This is a genomic window from Bacillus sp. USDA818B3_A (genome assembly GCF_009928415.1).
Classification (GTDB): Bacteria; Bacillota; Bacilli; order Bacillales; family Cytobacillaceae; genus Neobacillus.
Window position 1 is genome coordinate 542,321 of the sequence record NZ_JAABNN010000001.1, and the last position, 23,125, is coordinate 565,445.

Genomic DNA, 23,125 nt, shown 5'->3' on the forward strand with positions numbered 1-23,125 from the left:
TTTAACCAAACCTCCCTTTAAGCCACTTTACTGCCTGAATGGTTGTCCCTTTCCCGCGTGAGGAGATTAAATCAAATTCATCCATTAAGCGTTTCACTCCTGGTAATCCTGCCCCTAAACCGCCAGATGTGGAAAACCCATCCTCCATCGCTTTCCTAATATCCTGAATTCCGGGGCCCTGGTCTAGAGCGGTTACTTTTAAACCTCTTTTATCAAAAGATTTTACAGGCTCGAAATGAATCTCTCCCTTGCCGGCATACAAATAAATATTACGTGCCAGCTCAGAAATGACAGTAGTGATTCTTGTCTGGTCAACTGTACCAAACCCTAGCTCTTTAGCAATGTTTCTTCCTAACTGCCTAGCTGTAACGATATCCCATTCTGATAATATTTTTACAGAGGATTCGTTTTCCATATCCTAATCCCCCAAATCCCTTTGTAAAATTTCTAACCCCTTTTCTAGATCTAATGCTGTATCGACATCTTTAAGATGAATTCCAAGTTCGACTAACGTAATCGCTACAGCTGGTTGAATCCCAGTTATAACAACTTTTACACCCATCATTCTAGACATACTAATCACATCACCTAGAACTTTAGCAATAAAGGAATCAATCATATCAACAGACGTTAAATCTATGACAACACCGCTAGCGCCAGTTTCATGTATCCTTTGGAGCAATGATTCTTGAAATTCAATTGCCGTTTTATCATCGAGCTCCCATTGAATGGAAACAAACAGATAATTATATAATTTTAATATTGGTATTCTTGTATTCATTGTATTCCTCCATGTATACAATCTATCGATTCGTCTTCACTATCATCGTATCACTACAAGCCCCCTAAAATTAACAAGACTTTAGCACTGTATTTTTCAACAACCCTACGACTGCTTATCGGTCTTTAGAATACCAATATTGGTAAATATTAATAAATTCACTAAAAATATCAGTCCTTCTACCCATTAACAAAGTCATAACAAGTTGCATTAGGTAAAGGAATCAAAAAAAAGGACTATCAATAAGATAGTCAAAGATAATAGCAAAGTAAGGTATGGGGAAAGCAGCTAATTATTAGATACCCGTATTTAAAAAAGTTAAACACTAAAAATCTAATTTATAATATTCTTTATACCAATCTATGAATTTTCCTAACCCTTCGTTAATGCTTGTTTTTGGTTTAAAACCAATTTCATTTTCTAGGTCTTCTACATCTGCATATGTCACATGAACATCTCCTGGCTGCATAGGGAGAAATTCCTTATTTGCCTTTTTCCCGATTTTCTCCTCTAACACCGAAATAAATGTCATAAGATCTTCCGGTTGGTTATTGCCTATATTATAAACTTTGTGAGGTGCTGTACTCGAAATACCAGGCACTTGGATTCGTTCTGGTTTTTTATCCATTAAACGGACAATTCCTTCTACAATATCATCAATGTACGTAAAATCCCTCTTCATCTGACCATAATTAAAAACTTGAATTTTTTCTCCATTCATTATGGCTTTTGTAAACATAAAATACGACATATCAGGTCTGCCCCACGGGCCGTAAACCGTAAAAAATCTTAAACCGGTTGCCGGCAGATCATATAAATGACTATAGGTGTGCGCCATTAATTCATTGGCACGTTTGGTAGCTGCATACAAACTTACCGGGTAATCGACATTATCCTCCGTTGAAAACGGCAATTTTGTATTTGCTCCATAAACAGAACTTGTCGAAGCATAGATCAGGTGTTCAATTTTATGATGACGGCAGCATTCCAAAATATTTATAAACCCAACGACATTCGATTCAATATAGGCATAAGGATTTTCTAAGCTATAGCGAACCCCTGCTTGTGCGGCTAAATGAATCACAATATCTATTTGACCTTGCTTGAAAATTTTTTCCATCGCTTCTTTGTCTTCAATGGAACATAATTCAAAATTGAAGTTTTTATATACCTCTAATTGCTTTAATCTTGCTTTTTTTAGATTGACATCGTAATAACTGTTTAAGTTATCTACTCCTATAATCACATAATTGTTTAATAGTAATCGTTTTGACAAGTGAAACCCAATGAAGCCTGCACAACCAGTTATTAAGATCGTTTTCAATTTCGTCAACTTTGGCCCCCTTTTCTAATGGCTCGGACAATAAAATATTGCCATAAAAGCAAGTAACCTATAAAGGCTCTTACTGTTGGTATTTATAACCGATTGAAATCTATATTTTTTTGCCAATCTTCATAGCTTTCAGGGTCGATTTCTTTTGCTTGCTTCAAAAATGTGTCCAAAAGTCCCAGATTCTTCAAATCACGAAACATCTTAGGATTGTATGGGTCATTCTTAGTTAGTCCATCTGAGTGATCAATCGCTTTTAGGACATCTCCTTCTGTAATAATAAAATGTCCGATTGATGTCTTGATCCTAGTAAATCCAACCCGCTTTAGTTCTTTTCGAATCAGAATGATTTGTTTTGTAAAAGATACTGGGATCGTTTTTGCCTTCTTTAAGTAATCCTTTAAATTCATTCCTTTTAAATAGTCCATAATGACATAGTTAGGTCCGACTTCATAAACATTTGGAACCCTATGAGTGTTCGAAGCCGCCTCAAGTGCCTTTCCTTCCTTTATCGCCGCATCTGGATTTACATATATTTTCACGCAACGATCTTCGCTAAGCTGAAAAACAGCACCTTGACTTCCTTCCCCAATTAGTTTCAGTGAGGTTGGATTATGAATAATAAGCTCTTTTTTACCATTGATTTCTGTTCTTTCGACTCTTATATTTTTATAATCTTCCATCCAATCTATCACCATTTTCTACTTTTGGATAACCACTAACTATAATATGAAAAAATTCCTTTGTTGATTTAGGTTAATCACATATTTTTTCACAAAATGAAGCAGCCCTTTACAAAAAAACGCGAAAAATATGTTTTTGTCCATTTCAAATTTTTTTTTTTTGAATCTAATATAAAAGAGGATTTGTAAATTTCTAGCATTTATAAATTGGACAAGAATAACTCAAAAAGGAGAAGTAAGATGGGTTACATTGAAGATCTTCGAGCTTTAGTCGGTACAAGACCCTTAATACTAACTGGGGTCACCGCTTTGGTCATTGATCAACAGCGACGTTTTCTGATGGTTCAATCCGACGAGGTTTGGAAGCTGCCGGGCGGTTTTATCGAATTAGGAGAATCTGCGGAAGAAGCTTGCAGACGTGAGATTTTAGAGGAAACTGGAATTAAAATTGGTAACATTCAATTAATAGGCGTTTTCTCGGGAGAGAGCTATTTTACAAAACTCGCTAATGGCGATGAATACTTTCCTATAACGATCGCTTACGTTACCGAAGATATACGCAGTGGGGATTTAACCCCAGATGATAAAGAAATACAAAGGGTGCAATTTTTTAAATGGTCCGCTTTTCCAAAAGAATTAGTCGAGCGAGACCGTCAGATCTTCCAAAGTTTTATTGAAAGCTTGATTTCTAATGGAAGGAAGGGATAGAAAAAGTGAAGTCCATTGCTTTTTACATTAGTGAACCTTTTAAAATAAATCAAGGGTTTATGTACAATCAAACGGTTATGTTGGATCAATATCGACCTATAGTCATCGGTCCTTTCCCAAATAGCGAAAATGTGCTTTATAAGTTTGAAAATTACTATAATCTGAACGAAATTGAAGACTTTGAAGCCTTTTTTAAGGAGCAAAATGTCGTAGCCATTCATGCGCATCAAGGGAAACATTCCCTTGAAATTTTACCTCTTGCAAAGCATTATAATATCCCTTTAATCGTACATTTTCGAGGGCGTGACTCCTCCACACAAACCTATAAGAGATTTCGAGAGAATGTGCTCCGTTATAAAGATTTGGTAAAACAAGGAGCAGGTTATTTTGCTGTTTGTGGTTTTTTGGCGGAGGAATTAAAAAAACTAGGATTTCCAGAAAAGAAGATTCATGTTTTATATGGTGGTCTGGATTTAAACTTGTACCCCTATTTCGAACGGTCTCTGCCAGAGGAAGGTGAAATCCGAATTTTGTCTGTTGCAAGACTAGTTGAAAAAAAGGGATTTCTTACCCTGTTGAAAGCTTTTCAACGGATTCAGTATGAATACCCTAGAACCACCCTGCACATTATTGGAAAAGGTAAAGATGAAGAGAAAATCAGATTATTTATTGAAGAGAACCAATTAACTGATCGTGTCTTTCTCAGAGGGTCAATGGATTCACAGCAAATTTCAAGGGAGTTAAGAAAAGCACATCTCTTTTGCCTTGCGAGCGAGACCAGCCACGATGGGGATGTAGAAGGAATACCTAATGCATTAAAAGAGGCAATGGCAAGCGGGTTACCCGTCGTATCCACCATCCACGGAGGAATTCCAGAATTAATTGAACATAAGAAAACAGGCTATCTTGTTCCTGAAAAAGATGATTTAAAATTAGCCCAAGCACTAAAATTTTTCCTTGACCATCCAAGAGTGTGGAAAAGATGTACAAGAAGCGCTAGACAAGTTATTGATGAAAAATTTGATTTACTTAAGCAAATCCAGGTACAACAACAGCTATACGGCATTGTGCTAGAAGACTACGATAATGGAAATCAATAAAATTGGAAAATTCATAAAGAAAGGGAGTGAATTAAATTTCTAAGGATAAAAACAAAGCTAAAAAGCTTATTTACCCTGTTCAATATATACAAACCTTAATAGGTGGAACCGCTCATGTGATTCTTTTTAGCGATGGCAAGAAATATGTCGTGAAGTGGTTTGCTGCTGCAAAAGGAAGGGAAAAAGAAGTGGTCAATGAATATGTAATTGGCAAACTAGCCCAGCTTTTGTCACTTCCTGTGATTCCTTTTAAACTTGTCTATATACCGAAAAAATTTATTAAGCAAACTCCGCAATTACAATCAACTATATATAACTTCACTGCAGGAATCCAATATGTTTGTGAGTTTATTGAAAACGGTAAAGTATTTGAAGATATCAGAGAATCTCCTCCCACTAAGAAGGAGGTTAAGAACCGCGATTTGCTTGCAGGGATAATGGTATTCGACCAATGGGTGAACAACTCCGATCGCAGTACAAGAAATGTGATTTTTGAAATTCTAAGGGATAGCAGCTATTATGTCCATATGATTGATCACGGAAGGGTATTTCCTGGGCGCTACCAATGGTCTGCACAGACACTTACCGAGAAGCCCGTCTATAACTACCACTGGCCATTTTATATATGGGCATACACTCAACTCGAAAGTCCTAATGAACTTACTTCGTATATAAATCAAATTGTAAACTTACCTAACGAATCCATTTATGAGGTAATCCAATCGATCCCTAATGAGTGGAAGGTCGGTGCAGAAGATAAAGATGCCCTGTACCAGTTTCTATTAAACCAGAAAAATCACTTGCCGGACATTGTAGATCATATTATTCAATATCATAGTAATGTAAAATGACAACCTCATTAAACCAAAAGTAACTCCTTTCTTGAAGGCAGTTACTTTTTACTTGAAAATCTTCCATTCCCTTTTTTTCGCTCGTTTTTACGAGTCCTTTACATATCAAAATGAGCTTTTATAAGTACTTCGACTAAACCTTAATTTGGTACTAATAAACCAAAGTTAACCATACTCTTTAATGGAATCCATTAAGAAGGAGTGGAAAGTTTAGTGGTTAAAGTTAAGGTTAGGTTACGGCCTATTGCTAATAAGATCAATTTACCCACTGTAATGAAAACTACTATCCTGCCGGGTGATTCTATTGAACGATTATTTATTGCCACCCAGGCAGGCGAGATTTTTTACATCGGAAACTCAGGTTTAAGAACTTTTTTAGATATACGCCAGCAAATCATCAAACTTGGTGCTTCTAGCGGAGGATATGATGAACGGGGATTACTCGGGTTAGCGTTTCATCCCGATTTTTATTATAACGGTCTGTTTTATCTCCATTATTCACTAGCTGGATCAGAAGGCCCAGGTGCTCTTACTGAAAATTTTAAGCCTAACCCCTGTGATCCTAAAACCTTAAACCAGCAGTGGGTAAATAGAGAGACACACTATGATCATATCGATACAGTGGAAGAATGGTTTTTACAATCGAATGGTCACCCTCGAAAACGGCGGACACTACTTAACTTAAGAAGGCCATTTATGAATCATAATGGTGTCAACAGTTTAAACTTTTCACCAGAAACAAGAAAACTTGTTCTAACAACTGGTGATGGTGGATCAGGCTATGATCCATTCAACCTAAGTCAGGATATTATGGAAATAGCCGGAAAAATTATTGAAATTGACGTCAGTAAACATACATTTATCGATCATCCACCGGTAGTCACACGTTTTAACGAACTTCCTGTACCAATTCAAGAAATCCTAACAGTCATAGCCAAAGGAGTCCGCAATATACCAGGAATTTCCTATCAAAGGTCTTACAATCAATATATAAAATATGCAGGAAATGTCGGACAGGATATGGCCGAGTCGATTTTTTCATTCATACATTATAAACCAATAGCGGTAACTCAACTTATTCAGGCTTCTTTAAGACACATGGAACTAGACCAAGATGGGTTGATTAACTTTGGCTGGCGAGGCTGGGAAGGTGATTTCCCTACTTCAATAATAAATCGGTGCGCCGGAAATCCGACAATGGATGAGCAAATGATTGCCTATTTCAATGAAGCAGTGAACACAACAGCGAGGCGCCGTCTGCCTCTAACTAGTTATTTTCATTCAGATCTCAGGCCCGAAAAATTCGGAGGAACTGCTCTTACAGGAGTTCAAGCCTATTCGGGGAATGGAATCCCCGGCTTAACGGGTGGCGTAGTGTTCACCGATCTTGCGCGAAAAGAAAAAACTCACTCCCCTGCTAGAGGCGTTTTAGCTTATTCCAGGGTTAGAACAGATGGTAAACCAAATGACTTTACGGTAATTGAAACGGATCATGATTTTGGATCTCAATCCGCCTATTATGTTAATTTGGGAACAAATCGGGATCAAACCAGACTCTATTTAGGAGTTTATGGCTCGATGAAAGTGACTGATTTAAACCAAGGTACTATTTTTGAAATTGTTTCATGACTCATCCATTCGACTAATACTGAAATTTAGAGGAAGGTTTGTCCAAACCTATCGAAAAAGTAAAGCCCGAAAACTATGATTTTCGGGCTTTTAGTATGAATGATTTTATCCAAGTAAACGATTCTGTAAGAAGGATATTTTATAATGATACAGTTATATCCTTTGGACTGCGCTTTTTAGCCGGCGCAGTTTCTTTAATACCAAACGTACCAATAAAAGCAACCAAACCAGCAGCTGCAGCAACCCATAATGGCGCAGTCAATGAAATCTTATCTGCTAGAATTCCCGCTAAGATCGGACCTGCACTGCCACCAATGATTTCGCTCGTTAAAATGACGAAACTGATTGATGTCGCCGAAAACGTTCTCGGAACAGACTCAGCTGGTATAACGTTTAAAATAAGTGGCTGGTATCCATTTCCAATGGCAAACACGATCATTGAAATAAGTAAAAGTGGAAAATTCTGATAGGTAAGTGCAATCGTAACTGGCAGGAATATCGCAATGAATGAACATATTTTGATAACAGGCAATCGGCCGACTCGGTCTGAAAGAGCTGGGCCGCCTAATTGACTGAGAAACATCATTAGCCCCATTAACCCTAACAACATCCCGATTTGACTTTCATTATAATCCGTTGCACCTGCAAACATAGTTGGTAAAAACGCGGTTAAAGTTAAAATAAACATCATATTGCATATACCAATGATCGCATTTAGCCAAACATTACGAGTCTTAAATACACGAAGAAACTCTGCTTTGGTTGGTTTGTCCACGGACACTTCAGCATGATGAGCCGATACAGCCTTTGGTTCCCGTAAATAAATCCACAAAATCAAACCCACAATCATTCCTGGTATCGCAATTAAATAAAAAGAGGATCGCCAGCCAAAAGACACAGCCAATGCCACGGTCACAACCGGTGCCAATGTACCACCTATCAACGATGAAGCACTTTGAACAACCCCCATGTTAAATCCTCTTCGTTTCTCAGAGGACTCGGCCATAACAATGGATTGAACAAGCGGCATAACAGGCCCTTCTGCCAATCCCATCAATACTCTAATTAATAATAACGAAGTAAAAGAGCCAACAATACCGGTTAATAATGTTGCAATGGAGAAGATGAAAACAAAAAGGACGAGCATCATTTTCTTTTTCCCAAGAAAGTCTGAAAGGCTGGCAAAAATTAATGTTGATAATCCAAAAAATACACCTGTTAAACCTACTGTTACCCCAAGTTGAGTATTGTTTAAGTCTAAATCAGGCATGATGAATGGAAATACAAACCCTAAGCTTAAACGATCCAAAAACACCAACCCAACAACTAAAAACATGATGATGATTAGAAAGTTTTCATATTTCCAAAAACTCTTTCGGTCTTCTCTCATGGATTCCCCTCCTTTATTCTTAATCGTTATTATAAATAGAAACAAAAATGAAAACGTCTACATTTTTATTGAAAATTATATTAATTTTTATCATATTCCTAATATTTTAAATATTTTTCCAAATCTAATATGTTTAGTTGTTCCAAATATTGATAAGTTTCTATGCCTCTCTTGCTGTGACTAACATTCTTAGGGTTATTCTGTAATTTTTTTCGAAATTGAAAAGGTGTTGTATGGAAGGTATCCTTAAAAATTTTATGAAACGAGCTGATATTTGAAAATCCGGACTCCATCGCAATTTGAATCATCGGCAAATCCGTCTCAAGCAATTGTTGGACCGCATGTTCTAGTCTGATACTATTTAAAAACTTTATAAAAGACTGTCCCATATGCTTCTGAAAATACTTAGAAAGGTACGGGACACTTAGCTTTTCATTTAGTGCAAGCTCATTAAGTGTTAGAGGGTGCATATAATTTTGATGGATATAATTGATTATTCTCGTTAATCTATTTCTATCTTTCTTGCGGCTTGAGTTTATCTTGTTATTATTATTTTGTTTGAATTTGGTGATAAGGTTGTAAACAATATCCAGAAGCAGTGAATGAATTTTAATGGTATACCCCGGCTCCTTCTCGTTTATGGCAGCCATTAATTGAGCAAGTAACGTTCTCATCCTATTAAAACGTTTTTGATTTTCGTGGTAAAATGATTTACAGTCAAAGACTTCCATTTCAATTTCAGCATAATATTTTTTAATAAAGGAAAGAGGTATCTGCAATACGATCAGCCGATTATCTTCACTCGATTCAACTCCATGGACCTCATCATGGTTAATAAGAAGCAGATCATTTTCCTGTAGGTGATACTCGTTTTTTCCGACATAAGCATGTATTTGCCCTTTTAGCACAAATATGATTTCAATCCGATCATGCCAGTGCATAGCAATATATTTTACACTAGTCATTAACATGAAAAATGGCACATCATCGTTAACTGCTACACTTTCATATGGGTAATTCATTTCCACAACTCTCCTGATTTTAAAAGAATCTTGTCTATAATTTACAAAAAGGACACCATATAAGATGTCCTTTTCAGTATCAATTCTTATGCTTTTTCTCGGATACTATCAAACTGCGCTGTTTCAAAAATATTGACTTCATCCCAGGCATCATTTGGATTTTCTTCGACTTTCCACATTTTAGGACCATAATCCGGAGCAAAATAGAGTGGAGAGCCGCCATAAATTTCAATTCGGTTGCCGCCCGGTTCGATGGCATAAGTCGTGAATGCCTCACCAACAGCATGCTTAAATGGTTTCATTTCTAATCTATAACCGTTATCAACAACATAATCAGCTGTCTCAAGTACTTGATCACGATTTTCAACCGCGAAGCAAACATGGTTTAGTGGTCCGTTTTCTTTATGGAAATCAGCGAAAAGAGCGATCTCATGAGATAGACTTGATACAGCCAGGAGGGATCCAACCTCTGTTCCATTTGGAATGACAATTCCTTCATTATGTTTGAAACCCAGTTCCTGATAATGTTTACGATGACGAGTTACATCGCTTGTCCAAAGTGTTATATGATCCAAACGTCTTACCGACGCACCCCGGCTTGGGTTCTTTTGCGGACGGGATCTCCATTTACTTTTCTTCTCGTCAGGAATATCGGCAAGTTCAACATCCCAAAATATTTCTTCCAGATGCCCTTCAGGCGAATAAAATTGGAAGGCTTTCCCATGGCCAAGATCGCCATCAATCCACCCTTTTCCACAACCCATATTTTTTATATGTTCAACCGCATCCAGTAAATCCTCGTCACTTTCAGCACGCCAGCCAATATGGCCTAGACCATTGGTTTTTGCTTCTGTTATCTTTAAACTGTGATGGAAAAATTCCCCCCATGCCCGTAAGTAGATAGATTGACCCATCCGGCCTGATTCTTCTAACCCTAAAACATCTTTAAAAAACTTTGCAGACTCTTCAGGTTTTGGACTTAATATTTCGACGTGTGCTAATTGAGAGATAAAATGATTTCTTTTTGGCATTGTTTATTCCTCCAAATATATTAATAGTTTTATAAACATCAGTTATATATTTAGCTCTGTTAAACTTAGCTGTTGATTTCCGCTCCAGGCGTTCGCTTTCCGCGGGCGTGCCGGGGAGCCTCCTCGACGCTGAAAGCGTCTGCGGGGTCTCCCCAGCCCCGTACTCCCGCAGGAGTCGATCGCCTTCCGCTCCAATCAACAGTGTAAAAAAACAACAATGTGGTTTAACAGATCCTTATATTTAAAAATTAGTACTTTTAAATAGTCTCAGTCATTCTAATTAAACTCTGAGCAACGATGGCATTGGGGTTGTTCTCTTTTGGAAGCTTTCCTTCCAATTGCAATAGTTCCCACTCCACCAGCGTGTTCGAATTATCTACTACGAATTTACAGCGATCAAAACGCCGTTCCATGAATTGATCTAAAATGGCTGTTAGAGGCAAGTCCTCTTGAAGCAATTCAGCTAATACCAGTCCATCTTCAATTGCCATGGCAGCTCCTTGAGCCAAATGAGGAACGGTTGCATGTGCAGAGTCTCCAATAAGGAGCACTCGGTCGCGATACCAAGGCTTCTCAACGATCAGAGTCTCGAGCGGCCGATAAACCACACCTTTTGGATCAGTGATTTGTTCGCTTAATTCAGCTATTAAACCGCCAAATTCCTGAAAAGCTTCCCGCATTTCAACATGGAGCTGATCCTCCTGCTTCCAAGGATTACCTGGTTCAGCTGTCACGATAAAAACATACACGCTATCTTTTGTCATCGGAACAATGCCGGCTTTTGCTTTTCGACCATAATACATGGTTATGTTCTCAATATCCTTTGGACGCGGAAGGGTGTAACGCCAAACAGCCTGACCGACAAAATTCGGCTGAATCTCACCAAACACCATATTACGCACCTTTGATCTCACACCATCTGCACCAATGACAAGATCATAGGTCCCAGATGTTCCATCGGTAAATTTTGTATAGACAAAACTATCTCCATTTTCAATGATTTCTACAGAAGTACCCAACCTGATCTTAGTTCCAGATTCAATTGCCGCCTTATATAAAATTTGGTGAAGATTTCTTCTTGGGACCCCTCCTGTGATATTAAAATTTCCGGAAGGATGAATTGGAGCGTCCATAATCATATTTCCCTGCGAGTCTCGGACATGCAAGGCAGAATGAGTTGTTCCTACTGACAAAAACTCATCCAAAAGACCCAATTGATCAATGGCCCTTATTGCATTCGATTGTAGAATGATGCCGACCCCGTAAATATTCCATTCCTTTTGCTTTTCCACAATTTCAGTTTCAATTCCAGCTTTTTGTAAAGCAATCGCCGTTGCCAGCCCCCCTATGCCCCCACCTACGATCAAAACCTTTTTTACCTTTGACATATAAATCGCTCCTTTAAATATATTGTAAGCGAATACAATTACTATTCAATGATGGCAACGGCACGGGTCCAACCGCCACTTGCGCCTTTTATTTTCACTGGAAACACCGATACCTTAAACCCATAGGGTGGAAGTTGATCAAGATTAGCCAATTTTTCAATTTGGCAATATTCTTTTTCTTTCCCAGCGAAATGAGCTGCCCAGAGAACACCCGGACGTGGGTCTTGCTTATAATCTGCCGCCTGATGGGACAATGGTGTATCCCAGCCCCAGCCGTCTGTTCCCATCACTTTTATGCCTTGATCGATCAGCCAAAGGGTCGCTTCTGCTGAAACCCCTACATGTATTTCGCTATAGTCCGGCTGATATCGTTTTTTATCTGCATCACAGCGAATCATGACGATATCAAACGGTTTTAACTGGTAGTCCATTTCTTGCAGCTTTTGTTGTAGATCTGCTATCGTGAGTGCATATCCGGCTGGCTTATCTGTGAAATCCAGGACAACTCCATCGTTGAAAAACCACTCTAGCGGCATTTCATCAATGGTCCTGGCGGGTTTCCCTTCAGACGTTGGCCAATAATGCCACGGTGCATCAACATGTGTTCCAGCATGACTAGTTAAGGTGAGGAACTCCCCGGCAAGCCCTTTTCTCTCAGGGAAATCTTCAGGACTAACCCCAACTAGCTTGGCACCAAATTCAGCACCTTCTTCATGTGTTTCATACCGAATCGAAAACGGAAGAGGATCTTTTAATTCCTCTTCAATTGAAACGCTCAAGTCAATGATTTTAGACATAAAGTTCCACTCCGTTCATGCATTTTAAACAATCCGATTTTTTAGGGAGCCGAGCCCTGTTATCGAAAGTTCTACTTCATCCCCTGGTTCTAGCCAGCTATGAACCTCTGGACCGAGTTCCATAATGCAGCCAAAGCCGACGGTTCCTGAGCCAATAATATCTCCAGGATATAAAGTGACTTCCTCCGACGCCCGTTCAATCATCTCTCCAAAACTATAATAGATATCTTTAAAATTACCGCGGGAAAGGATTTCTCCATTTACAGCAGCGGTCATCTCTAAGTCGAAGCGATCTTCCAATCTATAAGACTCTAGTTCATCTTTGGTTGCCAGATAGGGTCCAATCGAAGTAGCAAAATCTTTTCCTTTTGCAGGTCCCAGCAAGACTTTCATTTCTTTCATCTGGATATCCCGAGCTGACCAGTCATTTAAGATGGTATAGCCAAAAATATAATTTTCTGCCTCATCAGCCTTGATATTTTTCCCTTCCTTTCCAATGACGCAAGCGAGTTCAAGCTCATAGTCAAGCCGGATACATTTAGAAGGGCGTTTTACTTCTTCCCCTGGTCCCTTCATAGCATTGGGATTTGAAAAATAAAAGATCGGCATTTCATACCATTCTGGAGCTACTGTATCCCCATTACGTTTAGTGGCATTTTTAACATGAGTTTCAAAGGATACATAATCTCGGAAACTTACAGGTTTGGGAAGCGGTGCAGTCAATTGAATTTCCTCGAGCGAAAAGGATGGAAGATCTGTTCTATCCTTTATTCGGTTTAGAATCGTCATGTATTTTTCATTACTTTTCATAAAATCAGCCATATTCTCAGGCACATCACCATTAGAGGCGAGGTTCATATCAATAACTCTATCTCCTTCGAGCCATCCTGTTCTCATGTGGCCTTCCGGATTATAAAAGGTTACAAGTTTCATACCGGGCCTCCTGTATCACTTCATTAATTGTTCTTTTAACCAGTCATACATCTCATAGGTTTCAGTAATATTATCCACCTGGCAATGGGATGAACCTGTACTGCTTGTCGGAATGATTTTTAACCAGCGCGGACAAGTCAAGTGGTTATAGACATTGTAAGCATTGTCGACGGTATTTTGACGGTCATCTTCACCATGGACAATAAGCGTTGGCATTTGGATTTTTTCAGCCACTCCACGTAAGTTATAATGCTGAAGCTTTTCTCTTGCAGCAGGCATGTCTTCTACCCCAAAGATATGTTGTAAAATTTTTGCGAGAGGATGGTTGTCCGGCCGTTTAGCCCAAACGTCATTGTAATCATAAACAGCTCCCCAAATGGCACATGCTTTAAATCTTGGTTCAAAGGCTGCAGATCTTGCCGCCATATAGCCGCCCATGGAAACCGCCATAATTCCGATCCGCTCAGGGTCGACATCCAGATTTTCAACTGCCCATTCGTATGCCGCTGTACCTGCTGTATTATAATCATAGCGAGAGTGAATCTGATGGATTCTTAATGCGCCCCCTTGGCCAGGACCGTCAATGGCAAGGAGAGAGATTCCCCTTTCATTTAATAGCTGGGCAGGTCCATAGTACAATTCCTCTGCTGTTGAATCTAAACCACCGAACATCACCATCAAAGGTCCTTTGGTTTGCCCTGGTGCTTCAAAGAAATATCCAGGCAAGAATGCATGTTCAAACGGAATATTAACTGCCTTTGGAGGAGAAGCCAACAGCTCGCCTCCTTTTCTAAAGGTTTCTACACCTTTTAAATACGTAGGAAGTTTTCTTGCATCATCGGGCTGAAGAAAAAACTCCGCCGTGCGGAAATAGTTTGCTGCTCTTAGGTATCCTGAACGTGCAGTTTCTTTATGACCCTTGTCCATTGCATCATTTGCAGTGGTTAGAGACTTATTTCCGAGTCTCATCCATTCATGATGGAAACTCTCAAGATCTCCTAACTTCATACGGCTCGCTGCATCGAGGATTTCATTTACTTCACCGCCGCCGAAATAGGATTGGCTTATCATTCTTACAATCTGATAAGACCACATATAATTTTCAGGAAAGAAATGCCACATTAAAAAAACAACTCCTCTATATTTATTAAACTAATAAATTCCTTTTGCTTCCCAGGAATTTACTGCCTCAAACTCTGTAAGGTTGGATCCAAATCCGTTGAATCATCTCATTTTCGACTCATTCATTCAATATGGGCTGGATGCGGAAAAAAGTATGAAATTTTGTACACCTTCTCCCCCTTTTAAAATAGGAATCTTACAAAGCTTAACTTGTGTTTATAGTCATTATTATAAAGAGAATTTAACTTGAAAACGTTTCCGTTTTTGTCATAATTAATATCAATTTTTATCTTTTTTCTAAATATATTAAATATTTTAGATATTCCGATCATCTAAAAATGTTTCACAAATGATTAGAACTCTTTAAAAATAGTGGGAGATTTTATTTTTTAATGCTGAAAATAAGAGAATTTTGCGGAATAAAAGCAATTTAAAAATAGGAGATTTTATTTACAAAATTGTTGCTAATAATAAGATTGTAAATAAATTTTAGGAGGAAATGGATGAAACAGAATAATCAAGCGAGTAAGAAGTTGGGTTCTGGTTCTATTATGCAGCCAGAATTTGCTGGAACCGATCCACAGGAGGTAAAACAAGAAATTCAAAAAGATGTAAGTGAAGGACAAGGTGCAATGACTTCTCGCGAGGCAGGAGCAATGCGTGATTAAAAAACCACTTCAGTGGTTTTTTTTCTGCCTCGAAGTCATATCTAATCCCAAGAGCTTTGCTGTTTTTTGTATGCCAATGGTGTCATGTTCATCGACTTTCGGAATTGATCAATGAAATAACTTGTACTGTTAAATCCTACTTGATAGGCCACATCCGTGACACTAGATTCTGGTTGTTGTAGTAAAATTAAACTTTTTTGAATTCGATAATCGGTTACGTAATTCAGAGGAGTCTTCTTTAAAATTCGTTTGAAGTATCGACAGCATTCAGAACGGCTTAATTGACCAGCTCGTGCAATATCTTCTAAAAGAATTTTTTCAGGATAATACAGGTGGACCCAATTTAACATTTGCTTCATACGCTGACTTTTTATCATTTCTGTCTGTTCATACTCTAATTCGATGCCAATAATAATGAGGTTCTTCCAAATAGAGGTTAGATTGACGGAAATATCAATTTCATAGTATGTTGGCTTTTGTTTGATCAACTGATTGATTTTCATAATAGAATCCAAAATTTGATTCGCCCAGAACTCCTTTGGAACCAAACGTAAATAAGGAATATTCGTCGCCTGGAGAAAAGGAGCTACATAGGTTGGATAAAGTTCTTGTGATACAACGAAACTTGGGGAAACATTTAAACAAATATAAGTACAACCCGAATTAATCTGATCCTTTGCCATGTGCAGACATCCACTATTGATAAATAGCCCCTCGCTTTCTTGCACACGAAGGTTTTCTTCATTGATCTGAAAAATCGCCTCACCCTTGACTACGAGAACAAACTGAAATTCGTCATGCCAATGAAGCGGTATATAGCCATTTATATTTTGGTTAATTGTTGTTTCGTAACAGGCAATTGGTAATACCATAGTACGATGTTCGGTTAATTCTTTTAGACTCTGGTCAACCATGAAGTCCTTAATTTGCATTTCCCTACCTCAATATCCTTATATTTTTTCATTCAATTCGGGTATTAATTCCGAGGTTCTTCCCTTATTATTTAAAGTATTATAACACTATTTTTATATTTAAAGGTGGAAAATCAATCATGAATAGACGTAAGGGGATCTTTCTTGTGATAACGGGGGCGGTATTTTGGGGGATCGGCGGCACCGTTGCTAAAAAGCTTTTTCAACAGTATCAAATTGATGTAGATTGGCTGGTAGCAATTCGATTGCTCATTGCTGGTTTTTTACTCCTAACCGTTCAATTTTTTATAAAAGACCGCTCCCAGATATTGGCTGTTTGGAAAAATCGAAAGACAGCTATTCAATTGATTATCTTCGGATTAGTCGGTATGCTTGCAGTTCAATACACCTATATGGCTTCTATTGAACATGGAAATGCTGCTGTAGCCACACTATTACAATATTTAGCACCTGTTATGATTATCCTATACTTAATTCTCCGCAAACAAGCGGTCCTAACACAAAGGGATGTATTGACTGCTTCCTTAGCGTTAGTGGGTTGTTTTTTCTTATTAACAAATGGCTCTATCTCTCAATTGTCTGTGCCGCCACTTGCGATTGTTTGGGGTATTTTTTCTGGAATTGCGTTAGCTTTTTATACTTTATATGCTTTACCTCTTCTTTCGAAATACGATTCACTTGTCATTGTCGGATGGGCGATGATGATTGGTGGACTTGCATTAAGTTTTATCCATCCGCCTTGGCAAATGGACATTACAAGCTTAACATTAGAAGCTTATTTATATTTAATCTTCATTATTATATTTGGTACGATGATTGCATTTTGGTTCTATATAGAAAGTTTACAAAGTCTGCAGCCTAAAGAGTCCAGTCTTTTAGGCAGCATTGAGCCGCTAGCTGCCGTTTTAACAACGGTCTATTGGTTAAAGGAACCCTTTGGCTTTTTCCAATGGATTGGGACAGCTTGTATCGTTGGGATGATATTATTGTTGGCTTTGAATAAAAATTCTTCAAAGAGTAACCAACAATCTAAAGTTCAAAAGCCCTTCAAAATTAACAAGTCTAGTGCAGGTATATAATGTTTCCATTCTAAACAAACAATTTCTTAAACCACTGAAACACTGGATTGATGATTTGTCGGTAGACCCACCGGATCGGATAATAAATGAAAGTTTTCCAGAACCAGCGGACAGGATAATAGACAAGATGCATCCAAAACCACTTAAGCCCGTTAAGGAGGAGCTTCAGAATTTTACTGCAAAGATGCAAAACCGGAATAAAGATCTCCCGATAGAACCAGATCAGTATATATTTCCACAGCAAATAAAATGGATAATAAATGACATAATACACAAAAGGAAACAGCAGATAATACCACAAAACCTTGAATAACGGAATAAATACGTTGTTCCACACATAGAAGAAAAAAGGTGACAAGAGCCGGTGCCACAACCATCGGATAGGAATATAGATTAGAAAGTGCCAGAGAGGGAATAGAATATGTCTCCATAAGAATATAATAACGGGTAGAATGATAGTGTCCCACAGCCATTGAAGCGGCAAAACAATTAGATAGTTCCAAATAAATTTTAATACTTGCAGAATAATATAAACAGGGAAATATACAATGAAAACGATGCCTCGTAAAATATATTTAACAAGTGACTCCAGTTCTTTCAAAATTTCCACTTCCTTGCTAATGAAAACGGGAAACCTTCTTGAGGCTTCCCGTTTTTCAAACTGTACGTGCCCTACTAATGTATATGTTTAACGAAATGTTTCAATGATCAGTGCTCGTTTCTTTTATTGAGTGAGAACTATAAATCTTAAATGGTATACTCCTCAGTGGAGATTTGCTTTGTCGGACTATACATATTATTTCTTAGGAAAATAGTTACCAAACCTAATATCAAGGAAAGGACCCCCACTAATATAACGTATTGTGTGCCCATTTCTGATATGAATAACCCGCCGAAAGCTGTGCCAACTGTTGTTCCTACGTTACATGCTGATATAAATAAACCATTGGCAAAATCAGGAGCTTCTGGAGCTGAAGATGAAATCAAATATTGATTAATATTTGCCATGATACCTCCAGCCAATACTCCCCAAAGGAAAGTGATGATTACCATAGGGACGGCAAACTCTCCAGTGAAGAATAAAAGGATGTAAACTACACTCAAAGCACAAGGAAAAGTTAAGATGGACTTAATAGGACTATTAGTGAGTACCTTCCCTGCAACGATGTTTCCAATAATATTAGCTCCACTGAAAACGAATAAAGTTAAACTGATGGTATTCGGAGACATTTGGGTAACCGTTTCAAGATACTCTGCAATATAACTATATACCCCGAATACGGATGCATTTAATAAAATGACAGCTACTATAGAGACCCATAAAATGGATTTTTTTAATACAGCAATTTGTTCTCCGTAAGATTGTCTTTCTTCAACAGGCATTGATGGTACAAAAATCAATGTAGCGACCAATACAATTACATTTACAATAGCAAAGAATCCCATCGCCATTTCATACGAAAAAGCACTATATATAAAACTTGCAATTGGGACGCCGGCTACCATACCAGCGGATACACCTATAAATACTTTTGAAACAGCTTTTGGAGCTTCTTCAGGTTTTACTGAGGAAGCGGCTACGGTAAATGCCATGGAACAATAAACCGGATGGAAAAGAGCTAGCGCGATACGAATGATTAATAGAAGGTTAAAGTTAGTTACAAATACGGATGCGATGTTTCCCACAACGAAAACACTTAATACAAGTAACATGACCTTCTTTCGATTGATCCCGGATAACAATAACGGCATCGTTGGTCCAGAAACCGCAATGGTAAGAGCGAAAAGACTCACCAGTAATCCTGCCCTTGATATGCTGACATTATGTTTTGGAAGGTTACAAAGAAAAACTGCATAAAACAGAAGGAAAAAATGAAGGTTTAAGTGAAGATGTTGTTGTTAAATTCGCTGCAAATGCTTATGTAGGGGTATTGGAATCCTGGTTAAAGGATGGGATGCCTTTTCCGCCTAAGACCATAGCAAAAGAATTGGGGATTTTGCTTGAGAGGATTATATAGTAAAGCTGCTTATTCCCGCATCTAGGATTTAGAGGGTCCGAAGTTATCTGTGGCGGGATCAGGTTAAGCACCCGAGCTGATTAATAGGGGGAAAATTTCCGCTTAATTAGTAAATAGGCATTAAAAATAGTGTAAATAGACGGAGAGATTCCGCCTATTTACCTAAAAATCGTGAAAATGGGGGTTTTTGCTTTGCTTAGCCGGAAAATTTCCGCTTATTTTACCCCGAAACGAACTCATTGTGCATTTAACCGGAAAATCTCAGCTTATTCTACCTTTGCTGGTTACTTGATTAAGGACACTCGCCAATGACTAACGAGTTTTATTTTTTATGTACCAATGCAATTCCAATACGACTGTTATTTCGGGACTTATCTTAAAAAAAATACCTCAAAACGGAACCCTTTATCAGCATACCTAGCCTTTTTTAATAACATAAATCCCAGCCTTGATTGAAAGGTCAAAATCTATTGCAGAAATTGATAGAGTGCTCCGTAAAGGTTAGCATCATTTCTGAATTCACAAGTAACAACCTTTGGATTGGCTGTATGGATTGGGTTTTTCTTTTTCAATTGATTGATGGCCCATTCAATACGTTCAAGGACTACTGGTTGTGAACTAATGCCTCCTCCGATGGCAATGATTTCTGGGTCGAGAATATATTGCAAATTAAGAATCATGGTCCCCAATTGGATACAGTATTCATCGAAGATCGCATTAGCTTCTTTATCTTGAGCGTTAATGAACTCAAATACAGCCTCTCCGTTTGCTGGATCCTTCAGTTTCTTCACTTCCGCAATTCGGTTAACCAATTGAACAGCGGAACATTCAGACCCGACAAATTTTCCCTCTCTTGTTTGGGGATTCACTTCGTTCATGACATAACTCACTTCTCCTGCAGAAAGATGGAAGCCTCTATGAAGTTTGCTATCTATAATAATTCCTCCCCCAACACCACTTCCCAGCACTAGAACGACAGAATCTTTCGCCTCTTTCACACTGCCCAGCCACAATTCGGCTAGTGCTGCACATTTCGCATCATTCTCGATGGTTACATCTTTTCCAAATCTTTCTTCCACTATTTTTGCCAATTGAACTTCATGTAAAAACGGAAGAAGTCCACCATGATAAATCGTTCCTTTCTCTGCATCAATGGTCCCTGGACAGCTGAAGGCAATCCCTCTCAATTCTTTTAAATCATGTTCTTCAATAATGGAAAAAATCACGTCTTTAAATTCGGATAAATTAGTTGTCGGTGTTCGCTTTTTCCACTTTTCGATGATGTCCCCCGCTTGATTCATTAGAGCATATTTAATAAATGTCCCACCAATATCGATGACTAAATACATGTTTTTTTCTCCGATCTAAATTTTAATTTACGTTCACCTTATCCAAAATAGAAAATGCCCCATTAAGAAAAAATTAGGGGCACTCCTATAATTTTATTGATGAACCTTTTCCTTACTATAAACAATATTTCCAAGACCGCCATCCAGTCTATTCATGTTTTGGTCGATTTCTTTTGCGATAAAGGCTTTATGTTCCATAAAATCAAATGGCACATCATCTGTTCGACCTGCTTTAATATCTTCGCAAAGAGCGATAACCGATTCAATCATTTCCTTTGGCGCATCGCCATCTCCATGTGACAAATAGACTTTGTCATAGCGGCCTGCTGTTTTTTCATCTAACTCTCGTAACATTTTTTCATAGGAAATAATACCGAGAGTAAACTCATCAAAAAGGAAGGTAAAGAAATTGCATGCATCCCCTAATAACAAGGTACGTTCCTCTACTAGTAAAATGGTCACCAGGCCAGGAGTATGTCCTGCTCCAATATTCACCTCTAAATGAATTCCACCAAGGTCAAACATGTCTCCAGGTAAAAGAGGTTTATATCGATCACTTGAACCAATAGGAATATAATCCTCCTCATTCACCCTAGCAAAATTCTCACCCATACTCATTTCAAGGAATCCCTTACGAACATTGTAATCACTGTGACTAGCATAGACTTCTTTATCTGCCGGATTCATATAAACTTCATCGAAAGCAGGGGCACCCATGGCATGATCGACATGACCATGTGTTAATAAGACAAAATAAGGTTTCTCCGTCAGGTGTTCAATAAAGGTTCGTAAGTCCCCTACACCCGTACCAGTGTCAATAAGTGCTGCTCGTTCACTCCCTTCCACTAAATACATGAGTTCGCCCGCAGGTCCAAATATTCTAGTTACACAGTCTGAAATTTTTTCTGATCTAAAATATATTAAAGGTTCCATCCTGGCCTCCTATTTTTAGATAATAAATTATTAATTAAGTCTAATTAATCAAAGTATTCAAGGGTGTCTCATCCATCTCCGATTGATTACCTTTTTGAGCGTCCAATTCCGGGATTGGAATGACAGACAGGGCTGAAAATACTGCGGATGCCGCAAGAACCAAGAAGAAGAAGATGTAGCCGTCACCACCAAACCAGCTTACCCCTAGGCCAATAAGAGCCGGTGCCGCAAAGTTTACGAGTGAATTGGCCAAAGGTGCACTATTATTGATAATCGATAAATCTTTTCCCGCCGTTTCTTTTGATGGAAGAATTCTGTTAACCAGCGCGTTATCGACTGCTGAAAACATACCAAATCCAAAGTTAAGGACAAAGTTTCCAATAATAATCCAAGTGATGTTAAAGGAGAAGGCAAATATGATCCAGCAAACTGCTAATATGAGTGCTGATCCAATAACAAATGGCTTTTGTTTCTTAACCTTATCAGATAGAAATCCACCAATTAATCCTGCTGCTACCATAACCATAATGGAAGGAGAGGTGATCCCATTGATTTGAAAGATTCTTCCTTCACTAAAATGAAACCTCGCAATATAAAAAAGTGTCATTAATGTAAGACCCGCATTGGAAACTTGAATAAAAATCTTTGTAAGCAATGCCCATGTAAAAGATGGGTATTGTTTATAACTAGGATAAAAGTTACGAATTTCTTTCCAAATAAAGCCCTTTTTCTTGGCAGCAGCTGCATTGGAAAAATTGTTATCTTTGACCAAAACGGCAGCCACTACCCCACAAATTAATTGGACGAATATGATGGCGATTAGTTTACTTTGTACGGACGAATCAGAAAATGCCCCCATGATCATTTGACCAATCATGACAAATGCAGGAAATGCAGCACCAATTAGACCAGAAGCACGTCCAAACTTGTCAGGATCGACTTGTTCCGCAACAATGGCATAACAGGATAGCGATACCATACTATAAAAGAACTGTAAAAGACACCATGCAATAACAAGCATCGGAACCGAGATTGCATAGGTTAAGCCTAACATGGAGAGAGCACCGCCAATACTGCCTGCAATCATCCAGAACCTCCGTCTTCCAAATTTCAAACGGGTTTTATCTGCAATGACACCACCTATAAGTCCTAATACAAGTGCCGCTAAACTACTTATTCCTGATGCGGTTCCGAATACTGCTGTAACCCGATCAGGTCCCACAAGTCTAATGATATTAAATTGAATGAGTCCGAAATTTAATATGACAATCGCACCTACTGATGTACCTACACCAAGAAACGCAGCAATGATTAAATTAATATAAGGAGTTTTTCTCCATTGGTAAACCTCAGCCATTTTACTACCTCCAATTTAGATAAC

24 protein-coding genes are annotated in these 23,125 nt (G+C 38.3%); 8 read left to right on the forward strand and 16 right to left on the reverse strand.

The window, feature by feature from the left end; genetic code table 11:
* Window position 1: 1 nt before the first annotated feature.
* From GXK58_RS02500 to GXK58_RS02515, 4 genes are all read right to left on the reverse strand, one after another.
* Entirely contained in the window at window positions 2-415 is a 414-nt protein-coding gene (locus GXK58_RS02500) for an anti-sigma regulatory factor (RefSeq protein ID WP_160719515.1), read from the reverse strand.
* A 3-nt stretch (window positions 416-418) separates the two neighbouring features.
* On the reverse strand, window positions 419-781 hold the full coding sequence (locus GXK58_RS02505; protein WP_160719517.1) for an STAS domain-containing protein: 363 nt from the start codon (window positions 779-781) through the stop codon (window positions 419-421).
* Between the two features lie 325 nt (window positions 782-1,106).
* Complete coding sequence (locus tag GXK58_RS02510) at window positions 1,107-2,105, reverse strand: NAD-dependent epimerase (protein WP_160719779.1); 999 nt, start codon at window positions 2,103-2,105, stop codon at window positions 1,107-1,109.
* A gap of 92 nt (window positions 2,106-2,197) precedes the next feature.
* Window positions 2,198-2,794: a serine/threonine protein kinase gene (locus GXK58_RS02515; protein ID WP_160719519.1), complete on the reverse strand. Its 597-nt coding sequence runs from the start codon at window positions 2,792-2,794 to the stop codon at window positions 2,198-2,200.
* 240 nt (window positions 2,795-3,034) lie between these two features.
* On the opposite strand from GXK58_RS02515, the gene GXK58_RS02520 reads away from it, so the two are divergent.
* The 4 genes from GXK58_RS02520 to GXK58_RS02535 all read left to right on the forward strand — a co-directional run bounded on the left by GXK58_RS02520 (window position 3,035) and on the right by GXK58_RS02535 (window position 7,082).
* Window positions 3,035-3,502 (forward strand): NUDIX hydrolase, encoded by a 468-nt coding sequence (locus tag GXK58_RS02520; protein ID WP_160719521.1) that lies wholly within the window; start codon window positions 3,035-3,037, stop codon window positions 3,500-3,502.
* 5 nt (window positions 3,503-3,507) lie between these two features.
* Entirely contained in the window at window positions 3,508-4,602 is a 1,095-nt protein-coding gene (locus GXK58_RS02525) for a glycosyltransferase (protein ID WP_237389535.1), read from the forward strand.
* Window positions 4,603-4,718: 116 nt separating this feature from the next.
* Window positions 4,719-5,453: a HipA family kinase gene (locus GXK58_RS02530; protein WP_160719523.1), complete on the forward strand. Its 735-nt coding sequence runs from the start codon at window positions 4,719-4,721 to the stop codon at window positions 5,451-5,453.
* 213 nt (window positions 5,454-5,666) lie between these two features.
* A complete protein-coding gene (locus GXK58_RS02535; protein WP_160719525.1) occupies window positions 5,667-7,082 on the forward strand; it encodes a PQQ-dependent sugar dehydrogenase in 1,416 nt (471 codons plus the stop codon).
* A 139-nt stretch (window positions 7,083-7,221) separates the two neighbouring features.
* Here the strand turns inward: GXK58_RS02535 and GXK58_RS02540 are convergent, their stop codons facing one another.
* The 7 genes from GXK58_RS02540 to GXK58_RS02570 all read right to left on the reverse strand — a co-directional run bounded on the left by GXK58_RS02540 (window position 7,222) and on the right by GXK58_RS02570 (window position 14,765).
* A complete protein-coding gene (locus GXK58_RS02540; RefSeq protein WP_160719527.1) occupies window positions 7,222-8,472 on the reverse strand; it encodes an MFS transporter in 1,251 nt (416 codons plus the stop codon).
* Window positions 8,473-8,570: 98 nt separating this feature from the next.
* A complete protein-coding gene (locus tag GXK58_RS02545) occupies window positions 8,571-9,494 on the reverse strand; it encodes an AraC family transcriptional regulator (RefSeq protein WP_160719529.1) in 924 nt (307 codons plus the stop codon).
* 86 nt (window positions 9,495-9,580) lie between these two features.
* Window positions 9,581-10,525: a VOC family protein gene (locus tag GXK58_RS02550; RefSeq protein WP_160719531.1), complete on the reverse strand. Its 945-nt coding sequence runs from the start codon at window positions 10,523-10,525 to the stop codon at window positions 9,581-9,583.
* A 257-nt stretch (window positions 10,526-10,782) separates the two neighbouring features.
* Window positions 10,783-11,913, reverse strand: a complete 1,131-nt coding sequence (locus GXK58_RS02555; RefSeq protein ID WP_160719533.1) for an FAD-dependent monooxygenase — start codon at window positions 11,911-11,913, stop codon at window positions 10,783-10,785.
* A 41-nt stretch (window positions 11,914-11,954) separates the two neighbouring features.
* Window positions 11,955-12,710, reverse strand: coding sequence for a cyclase family protein (locus GXK58_RS02560; protein ID WP_160719535.1), 756 nt, complete (start codon window positions 12,708-12,710; stop codon window positions 11,955-11,957).
* Window positions 12,711-12,734: 24 nt separating this feature from the next.
* Entirely contained in the window at window positions 12,735-13,643 is a 909-nt protein-coding gene (locus GXK58_RS02565; protein WP_160719537.1) for a fumarylacetoacetate hydrolase family protein, read from the reverse strand.
* A 15-nt stretch (window positions 13,644-13,658) separates the two neighbouring features.
* On the reverse strand, window positions 13,659-14,765 hold the full coding sequence (locus tag GXK58_RS02570; protein ID WP_160719539.1) for an alpha/beta hydrolase family protein: 1,107 nt from the start codon (window positions 14,763-14,765) through the stop codon (window positions 13,659-13,661).
* A gap of 503 nt (window positions 14,766-15,268) precedes the next feature.
* On the opposite strand from GXK58_RS02570, the gene GXK58_RS26955 reads away from it, so the two are divergent.
* Window positions 15,269-15,433, forward strand: a complete 165-nt coding sequence (locus GXK58_RS26955) for a hypothetical protein (RefSeq protein ID WP_202171269.1) — start codon at window positions 15,269-15,271, stop codon at window positions 15,431-15,433.
* A gap of 41 nt (window positions 15,434-15,474) precedes the next feature.
* Here GXK58_RS26955 and GXK58_RS02575 read toward each other — a convergent pair whose 3' ends face one another.
* Window positions 15,475-16,359 (reverse strand): helix-turn-helix domain-containing protein, encoded by an 885-nt coding sequence (locus GXK58_RS02575; protein WP_237389551.1) that lies wholly within the window; start codon window positions 16,357-16,359, stop codon window positions 15,475-15,477.
* A 125-nt stretch (window positions 16,360-16,484) separates the two neighbouring features.
* Here GXK58_RS02575 and GXK58_RS02580 point away from each other — a divergent pair, with 125 nt between their 5' ends.
* Window positions 16,485-17,444, forward strand: a complete 960-nt coding sequence (locus tag GXK58_RS02580; RefSeq protein WP_160719543.1) for an EamA family transporter — start codon at window positions 16,485-16,487, stop codon at window positions 17,442-17,444.
* A gap of 55 nt (window positions 17,445-17,499) precedes the next feature.
* Window positions 17,500-17,757, forward strand: a complete 258-nt coding sequence (locus GXK58_RS02585) for a hypothetical protein (protein ID WP_160719545.1) — start codon at window positions 17,500-17,502, stop codon at window positions 17,755-17,757.
* Between the two features lie 434 nt (window positions 17,758-18,191).
* Here the strand turns inward: GXK58_RS02585 and GXK58_RS02590 are convergent, their stop codons facing one another.
* Entirely contained in the window at window positions 18,192-19,307 is a 1,116-nt protein-coding gene (locus GXK58_RS02590) for an MFS transporter (RefSeq protein ID WP_160719782.1), read from the reverse strand.
* On the opposite strand from GXK58_RS02590, the gene GXK58_RS02595 reads away from it, so the two are divergent.
* Complete coding sequence (locus tag GXK58_RS02595) at window positions 19,274-19,462, forward strand: TetR-like C-terminal domain-containing protein (protein ID WP_160719547.1); 189 nt, start codon at window positions 19,274-19,276, stop codon at window positions 19,460-19,462. The genes GXK58_RS02590 and GXK58_RS02595 overlap by 34 nt on opposite strands.
* Window positions 19,463-19,929: 467 nt before the next feature.
* Here GXK58_RS02595 and GXK58_RS02600 read toward each other — a convergent pair whose 3' ends face one another.
* The 3 genes from GXK58_RS02600 to GXK58_RS02610 all read right to left on the reverse strand — a co-directional run bounded on the left by GXK58_RS02600 (window position 19,930) and on the right by GXK58_RS02610 (window position 23,101).
* Window positions 19,930-20,811 (reverse strand): ROK family protein, encoded by an 882-nt coding sequence (locus tag GXK58_RS02600; protein WP_160719549.1) that lies wholly within the window; start codon window positions 20,809-20,811, stop codon window positions 19,930-19,932.
* A 93-nt stretch (window positions 20,812-20,904) separates the two neighbouring features.
* A complete protein-coding gene (locus tag GXK58_RS02605; protein WP_160719550.1) occupies window positions 20,905-21,744 on the reverse strand; it encodes an MBL fold metallo-hydrolase in 840 nt (279 codons plus the stop codon).
* Between the two features lie 40 nt (window positions 21,745-21,784).
* Entirely contained in the window at window positions 21,785-23,101 is a 1,317-nt protein-coding gene (locus tag GXK58_RS02610) for an MFS transporter (protein ID WP_160719552.1), read from the reverse strand.
* Between the last annotated feature and the right edge of the window lie 24 nt (window positions 23,102-23,125).

Coding starts and splice junctions, on each gene's coding strand:
- GXK58_RS02500 (WP_160719515.1), bottom strand. CDS start 415: ATGGAAAACGAATCCTCTGTAAAAATATTATCAGAATGGGATATCGTT.
- GXK58_RS02505 (WP_160719517.1), bottom strand. CDS start 781: ATGAATACAAGAATACCAATATTAAAATTATATAATTATCTGTTTGTT.
- GXK58_RS02515 (WP_160719519.1), bottom strand. CDS start 2,794: ATGGAAGATTATAAAAATATAAGAGTCGAAAGAACAGAAATCAATGGT.
- GXK58_RS02520 (WP_160719521.1), top strand. CDS start 3,035: ATGGGTTACATTGAAGATCTTCGAGCTTTAGTCGGTACAAGACCCTTA.
- GXK58_RS02540 (WP_160719527.1), bottom strand. CDS start 8,472: ATGAGAGAAGACCGAAAGAGTTTTTGGAAATATGAAAACTTTCTAATC.
- GXK58_RS02545 (WP_160719529.1), bottom strand. CDS start 9,494: ATGAATTACCCATATGAAAGTGTAGCAGTTAACGATGATGTGCCATTT.
- GXK58_RS02550 (WP_160719531.1), bottom strand. CDS start 10,525: ATGCCAAAAAGAAATCATTTTATCTCTCAATTAGCACACGTCGAAATA.
- GXK58_RS02555 (WP_160719533.1), bottom strand. CDS start 11,913: ATGTCAAAGGTAAAAAAGGTTTTGATCGTAGGTGGGGGCATAGGGGGG.
- GXK58_RS02560 (WP_160719535.1), bottom strand. CDS start 12,710: ATGTCTAAAATCATTGACTTGAGCGTTTCAATTGAAGAGGAATTAAAA.
- GXK58_RS02565 (WP_160719537.1), bottom strand. CDS start 13,643: ATGAAACTTGTAACCTTTTATAATCCGGAAGGCCACATGAGAACAGGA.
- GXK58_RS02570 (WP_160719539.1), bottom strand. CDS start 14,765: ATGTGGCATTTCTTTCCTGAAAATTATATGTGGTCTTATCAGATTGTA.
- GXK58_RS26955 (WP_202171269.1), top strand. CDS start 15,269: ATGAAACAGAATAATCAAGCGAGTAAGAAGTTGGGTTCTGGTTCTATT.
- GXK58_RS02580 (WP_160719543.1), top strand. CDS start 16,485: ATGAATAGACGTAAGGGGATCTTTCTTGTGATAACGGGGGCGGTATTT.
- GXK58_RS02600 (WP_160719549.1), bottom strand. CDS start 20,811: ATGTATTTAGTCATCGATATTGGTGGGACATTTATTAAATATGCTCTA.
- GXK58_RS02605 (WP_160719550.1), bottom strand. CDS start 21,744: ATGGAACCTTTAATATATTTTAGATCAGAAAAAATTTCAGACTGTGTA.
- GXK58_RS02610 (WP_160719552.1), bottom strand. CDS start 23,101: ATGGCTGAGGTTTACCAATGGAGAAAAACTCCTTATATTAATTTAATC.